The following is a 7,150-nucleotide window of genomic DNA, read 5'->3' on the forward strand; positions in this document are numbered from 1 at the left end:
CGGTCTTCCCAGACTTTCGTACGCCTCGCGGCGCCCGAAACCCTTCAGGGAAGCCGAATGTCTGCTTCAGAACTGGCCTGATCATAAACTGCCACCATGGGAGCACGTATAGTCCTTGAATTTTCCATGAGGATTTTTCAGATTCTGACACGTGAGGATGAGGCCGTATAACTATTTCGGGTAATCTTCCGTCAAATGCAGAATCGACTGGCTGCGAAAAAAGTCAGGAGAACTAATTATCAAACGGAGAAAGTGCTTCAATAATTCGGCATTCTGAAATATTACCTCCCCCGCATGATTCTATCATCGTAGAAAGTTCATGGCGCAATGCGATGAGATCCGCAATTTTGCGCTCAATTTCTGCCATATGGTCACGAGCAATTCTATCAACTGTCTTACAATCCTGGGTTCCCTGATCCGTTAGGGATAATAGAGCTCTTACCTGGTCTAATGAAAAACCCAGATCCCGAGATCGACGAATAAAAGACAGTCTCGCGAGTGCCTCATCATCATAAGTGCGATAATTGCCATCGGTCCGCTGTGGCGGAGCCAGAAGACCGATCCGTTCGTAATAGCGGATCGTCTCGACTTTGGTATTCGTCGCCTTCCCCAAGGCACCAATCGATCGCATTCCCTGCCTCTTGACCCTGTAGTTGCTACAGGGAGCATACATTAAAACAGATGATTCGTCAGGGAGGCGCTGGATGGCAGGAGGATGCTGTGGTGGATGCACAGATACGCCGCTACCAATCAATAAATCATGGCGGAGAGCGCTCCTGATCGCGCTTTTTCTCAATGCCAGCATGTTTGCCGTTGAAGCTGGGGCTGGCGTGTCGGTTGGATCTGCATCCGTACAGGCGGACGCGATTGATTTCCTTGGCGACAGCGCCAACTACGCAATAAGCCTCAGTGTTGCCGGAATGGCATTGCGATGGCGAGCTGGCGCGGCCTTTCTGAAAGGCCTGACCCTGTTCATGGCTGGGCTATGGGTAATGGCCAATGCTGGGTGGATAGTAATGAACAGCAACCATCCGCCTCACCCAGACGCAATGGGCGGCATTGGTCTGCTTGCCCTCGCGGTCAATCTGGCCTGTGCCCTCATATTATGGACACACCGGAAAGGTGATGCCAACCGCCGTTCTGTATGGATCTGCTCTCGTAATGATGCGATCGGAAATGTTGCCGTTGTGCTGGCAGCTCTGGGCGTGTTTGGCACTCGTTCTGCGTGGCCGGATATTGCGGTAGCTGCCATCCTTGCGATGCTTGGTATTAGTGGAGGTGTGCAGATTATGCGACAATCGAGAGTAGAACTAACAGATAACAAATCAGATATATCACGACATATCAATGTATAAATCATATAATACTCTAGAATATATTAAGCAGGTAAGGAGACGCACACGCTATAATGCGGCATTCATTCTCCTGATTTTTCCCCTGCTCTGTGGCTGTACAAATAGTGATCATTCAAATATTTCGCCGGAATCAGATGTCCAGAAATTTTCCAGCCGTCAATTTACGGATGCCGGATTGCAAGAATTCATTACAAAAGTTCTCGGACCAAACGTATCGAGTCAGGAAAACGCATGGGGCATCACTCGCCTGACGCTTGCTACCTTGTATTTTCATCCCGATATCCTTGTAGCTAAAGCTGAACTGGAAACGGCTCGCGCTGGAATCAAGACAGCCGGTCAACTGCCCAATCCCAGTTTCACGGTGCTGGGTGGCCCATCGGCTCATTACGTCGGCTACGGCGCGTCAATACTGATCGAATTTTTCGGCAGGCGTTATCACCGTATCAAAGAAGCCAGATATCGGGCTGCCGTCGCGCAATGGGAAGTCATCAATACTGCATGGAAACTACGCAGCGACACGCGGTCTGCTCTTCTCGGCGTCTGGGCTGTATCCGGGCGCCTCAAGCTTGTGGAAGAGACTGCGGCAGCTAAACGCGAACTCTTTACCCTGGAACAGGCACGTTTTGATCAGGGGCGAGCATCCGCTCTCGAAATATCGCAGGTACGGACGGAAATGATCCATGCCGAGTTGTCTGTCAGTGATCTGCGGCGCGAGTATGCCGTCCGTAAGGCAGCTCTGGCAGGAGCAATCGGGGTTCCTGCCGAAGCACTTGATTCCATTGCTCTTGATACAAAAGCATTTGATGTCTGTCCCGACCTCATGGAATACCGCGATTCACAGGACATGAGATACCAAGCCGTAATGCAACGCGCGGATCTGCGGGAACTTCTTGCGTCTTATGACGCCGCCCGACAGGCTCTACGGGTCGAAGTTTCCCGACGCTATCCCGATGTCACCATCAGTCCCGCCTATAACTGGGATATTTCAAATCGCTTTGAGGTAAATCCCTCTCTGCAAATTCCGATTTTCAATCAGAACGAAGGCCCCATAGCTGAAGCTGTTGGGCAGGAGCATGAGGCGGCGGCTCGTCTCCGGCGTGCAGAGAACACGGTGTTTAAGTCCATCTCGCAGGCTACGGCCAATTACCGCGGCACGACATCAATTCTGCTACAGGCGGATGAACTTGCCAAAACCGTACGGGTAAGGCTGAACCAGATGCAGCACCGCCTTCAGTCAGGCGCAATCGACCGACCAACGATGGTTATGACTCATATAGAGCAGATTCAAGCAGAGACCGCTCTTCTTGAAGCAGAAATTCAGCAACGGCAAGCCATAGGTCAGATCGAAGATGGCATGCAGCAGCCCATTTTTGATCACACCAGTGCCGCGCAGGTTTCCGGCCTGCTTGAAAATAACCAAAGGAACTCACCATGAAAGCGAGGGCCTTCTGGCTGCCTCTTGTAGGTCTTTCTGTCTTCCTAGTTCTAAACGTGGCGGACATTGCTATTGCAGATGATGATGATCCACCAGTTTCGGTTCTTGGCGCAGAGGCGACCGTGACGGTCTCCCCGGAAGCAGTTACGAAGAGTGGCATCGCTTCTGCACGACCCAGCATCGTGCCTTGGAGAAAGTTGGTTCCCGCCTATGGTTACGTTCTGAACGCAACACAACTTATCACTCTTGTTAGTGATTATGCTGACATGAAAGCGCGGCTGGAGAGCATGCAGGCACAGCAGACGCTTGCCCGTGCGAAACTCGATCGTGACAAAGGACTGTATCGCGACCGGCAGAATATCTCTCAGGAACAATTCCAGGAGACAACAGCCAGATTTCAGTCCAACTCAGCTATGGTAAAAGCAGAACAGGTCCGGGTGAATAACGCACTTAATATTATCAGACAGCAATTTGGTTCGGTCATATCTGACGCTACCGAAAAAAATACAATTTTCATTACACAGTTACTTCAACAACGAGTGGTCTTGGTCAAGGTGACCCTTCCACCAGATACGGATCTACCAACCCCACCAAGTCAGGCGGATGTGACCGATTATGGAAACATGGGTGGACACGGGACAATGCTCCACTATTTGTCTCCTGTAACCATGACCGATCCTGCTATTCAGGGGCGTAGCTTTTTCTATTTTGCGTCGGCTGAAAGTCAGCTTGTCGCGGGCATGAATGTTTCCGTTCTCCTGCCTACCGAAGAGGAACGTCCCGGTATCCGGATACCTGCATCAGCTATTATCTGGCTGCAAGGTAAGTCGTGGATATACCGTGATAACGGACACGGAAAATTTACACGCCTACCCCTTACGACCGACGTGCCGGACCGAGAAGGTGGCTACCTGATCCAAGATACTCCAGGACAAATCACACACGAAACGCAAATCGTCGTAGAGGGTACGCAATTACTTCTGTCTGAAGAATTCCGAGCTCAGCTTGAATCAGGAGACGATGACGACTGATGACGGGACGTTCTTTCAGCCTTCAGGCAGCTATTATCGGGTTTTCGATCCGCTTCCGGGGCGTGGTTATCGCAACCGCATGTCTGTTGTTCTTCTATGGCCTGTATGGCTTGAGACATGCCAGCTATGATGTGTTTCCGGAATTCATTCCGCCACGGGTCACGATCCAGACCGAAGCCGCTGGTTTTACGCCGGAACAGGTCGAAACATTGGTTAGTCGCCCAATGGAAATTGCCCTGACCGGCCTCCCGGGTATTCAGCGCGTGCAATCGACTTCGATTCAGGGACTGTCAGTCGTCAACGTCCTGTTTGCGACATCGACCGATATTTATCGCGCCCGGCAACTGGTCGGGGAACAAATGAATGTTGTTGCACAGCAATTGCCAGCCGGTGTTCATGCTCCGACTATGACGCCACTGACCTCATCCGCCGGTCTGGTACTGGTGATTGGTCTGACGTCGGAACAACAGTCCCTCATGCAGTTGCGCACGCTTACTGACTGGTCATTAAGGCCGCGTCTGCTGGCGTTGCCTGGTGTGGCTGGAGTCAGTGTGTTTGGCGGGGAGCGTCGGTCACTCCAGATACAGGTACATCCAGACCAACTCATCTTGCATCATATCGGACTTGATGACGTCCTTGCGGCTGCCCAGGAAGCAACTGGCATACAGGGGGCCGGCTTTATTGATACCCCGAACCAAAGAGTCGTTCTTCAGTCTGACGGTCAGGCCCTGACGCCAGAAAGTCTGGCCCGCACTGTGATTGTCCGCTCTGATAATGGTGCTGTCACACTGGGCAGTATTGCCACTGTAACTGAAGCCCCTATTCCCGCCTTCGGCGCGGCCAGTATCGAGGGAAAGACAGGCATTGTGGTTAATATATGGGAACAGTACGGTGCCAATACGATGGCTGTGACCCGGGAAATCGAGGCGGCACTTACCGATTTCCGCCCGCAATTGCAGGGACAGGGGATTACATTGCATGCTGACCTGTTCCGACCCGCCAATTTCATTACGACCGCATTGGGGAATGCCACACGAGCATTGCTTCTGGGCGGTTTTCTGGTGGTTGCCGTAATCTTTCTTTTCCTTTTTGACCTGCGAACCGCTGCAATCTGTTGCGCCACCATACCTTTGGCTATTCTGATAGCCCTGTCGTTGCTGGAGACACTCGGGGTTACTTTGAATGCCATGACCCTGGGGGGGCTTGCTATCGCCATCGGCGAGGTCGTGGATGACGCCGTGATCGGGGTCGAAAATGTTACACGCCGATTGCGTGAAAACCGGCTTCTGGTCCAGCCCGCATCTACAGCGCGCGTCGTACTCGATGCATGCGTTGAAGTCCGCAGTGCAGTGGTTTACGCGACCTTTGCTGTCATTATCGTTTTCTTGCCTGTCATCGCCCTTCCCGGACTTTCGGGACGACTGTTTGCTCCACTGGCAACAGCTTATGTTCTTGCGGTCATGGCTTCTCTTGCCGCTGCTGTAACCGTTGTACCTGCACTCTGCGCATGGCTCTTGGCGACGCCTGGAGAAACCCGGAGAGAGCCCCCCCTGGCAGGATGGACCGCCAGAGCTTATGAACGTCTTCTGGCCAGATTAATGCGCCATCCCCGATTTGTTATAGGCGGGATGATCCTGACCACCTTGATAGGGTTTGCGGCCCTTCCATTCCTTGAAAGCGATTTCATTCCTGATTTCAAGGAAGGTCACCTTATCATTCATATGACGGCTGCTCCGGGGACTTCCCTGGAACAGTCTCTGAAATTAGGTAGACAGGTTACAGAAAAACTTCGTCAGCTTCCCGAAATCCGTTCGGTTGCTCAGAGAGTCGGACGCGCCTCGCTGGATGAGGACACGTATGGACCACATACCAGCGAGTTTGAGGTTGATTTGAATCAGGTGGATGGGAAGGCTTCCCGACAGATTGATGCCCGCGTTCGCAAAGCGCTTGACGGGTTCGTTGGGGCCAGTTTTTCTGTCAGTAGTTTTTTGACGATGCGCGTAAACGAAACCCTTTCTGGTTCGTCTTCGGCTGTGGCAATCAATATTATTGGCGATGATCTGGATGTATTGGATATCCAGGCAAATAATATTGTCCGCATGTTGCATCAGATACATGGCGCAACAGATGTCCGGATAGAAGCACCCCCTGGTGTTCCGGAACTTGCTATTCGGCTACGCCCTGCTGATCTGGAGCGCTGGGGGCTTCGGTCGGCGGATGTACTCCGATCCATCCATACAGCCTGGCAGGGTGAAACCGTGGGGCAGATATACGAGCGTTCTGCGGCTTTTAATGTTATGGTTCGTCTTGATGACGCAAGTCGTAATGATGTTGCGTCTGTCGGCTTCCTGCCACTGCATACTGTTCACGGAAACTACGTACCACTCCGCGCTGTCGCAGACATATATGAGACGAACGGTCGCTATCAGGTGTCACATCTGGGAGCACAGAGAACACAGACTGTCACCGCAAATGTTACAGGACGATCAGCTCAATCTTTCGTTCAGGACGCACGCACGGCTATAGCAAAAAATATCAAACTGCCTCTTGGAACCTACGTTCAGTTTACATCCGCAGCGGAAGCTGAATCACAATCACGCAAGGAACTGTTTATAAATTCCGGGCTCGCTGCCATAGCGGTCATGATTCTGCTCTCAATAATCACACAAGGATGGCGCAATCTCGCTCTGATACTCGTCAATCTTCCCTTCGCATTTGTCGGCGGCATTCTGGCAATCATTGTTTCCGGCACAACGCTAACTCTTGGGGCAACAGTCGGCTTCGTTACTCTATTCGGGATTACGCTTCGGAATTCGGTGATGATGATTTCGCATTTTGAGACTTTGGTCGAGCGGGAACATCTCACATGGGGAGTAACAACAGCGCTCCGGGGGGCCAGAGACCGCGTCGTCCCCGTACTCATGACATCGCTCGTTACGGCGCTTGGACTGGCGCCTCTGGCTGTTGATATGAATGCGCCTGGGCGGGAAATCGAAGGACCTATGGCAGCTGTCATTCTTGGAGGGCTCATGACATCAATGATACTTAACCTGTTTGTTTTGCCTATTCTTGCTGTCAAATTTGGTAGTTTTTCTGAAAACGAAACGGGAGTTCCGGAAACCTTGTTCAAGTGACAGGTATGGGCCACTGCTGCACAGAACTACTTGAAGATTATGTCCGATATGCCAATAGAACCCAGAATGAAAACTGCTTCCGTATCACGCTCGGCCACCATTCGGTCTGGCTCGACGCGGAAATCTCACAGAAGGGTTGTGCATCGGGTTAGATTATGAAAAAGTCTGTTTTGTAGAAAAGAAATTTCCATAATC

5 protein-coding genes are annotated in these 7,150 nt (G+C 51.7%); 4 read left to right on the forward strand and 1 reads right to left on the reverse strand.

The window, feature by feature from the left end:
• Positions 1-232: 232 nt before the first annotated feature.
• On the reverse strand, positions 233-631 hold the full coding sequence (locus APA10_RS09195) for a MerR family transcriptional regulator (protein WP_003618791.1): 399 nt from the start codon (positions 629-631) through the stop codon (positions 233-235).
• 73 nt (positions 632-704) lie between these two features.
• On the opposite strand from APA10_RS09195, the gene APA10_RS09200 reads away from it, so the two are divergent.
• Genes APA10_RS09200 through APA10_RS09215 form a run of 4 tightly spaced genes read left to right on the forward strand, consistent with a single transcriptional unit; the run spans position 705 to position 6,955 of the window.
• A complete protein-coding gene (locus APA10_RS09200; protein WP_010516881.1) occupies positions 705-1,355 on the forward strand; it encodes a cation transporter in 651 nt (216 codons plus the stop codon).
• Complete coding sequence (locus tag APA10_RS09205; RefSeq protein WP_019088956.1) at positions 1,348-2,790, forward strand: TolC family protein; 1,443 nt, start codon at positions 1,348-1,350, stop codon at positions 2,788-2,790. The genes APA10_RS09200 and APA10_RS09205 overlap by 8 nt, the downstream gene beginning before the upstream one ends.
• Complete coding sequence (locus APA10_RS09210) at positions 2,787-3,821, forward strand: efflux RND transporter periplasmic adaptor subunit (protein ID WP_035367574.1); 1,035 nt, start codon at positions 2,787-2,789, stop codon at positions 3,819-3,821. Before APA10_RS09205 ends, APA10_RS09210 begins: the two co-directional genes overlap by 4 nt.
• The gene (locus APA10_RS09215) at positions 3,821-6,955 is read left to right on the forward strand and encodes an efflux RND transporter permease subunit (protein WP_019092215.1); all 3,135 of its coding nucleotides are present in this window, start codon (positions 3,821-3,823) and stop codon (positions 6,953-6,955) included. The genes APA10_RS09210 and APA10_RS09215 overlap by 1 nt, the downstream gene beginning before the upstream one ends.
• The last annotated feature ends 195 nt before the right edge of the window (positions 6,956-7,150 follow it).

This window comes from Acetobacter pasteurianus subsp. pasteurianus LMG 1262 = NBRC 106471 (assembly GCF_000285275.1).
Classification (GTDB): Bacteria; Pseudomonadota; Alphaproteobacteria; order Acetobacterales; family Acetobacteraceae; genus Acetobacter; species Acetobacter pasteurianus.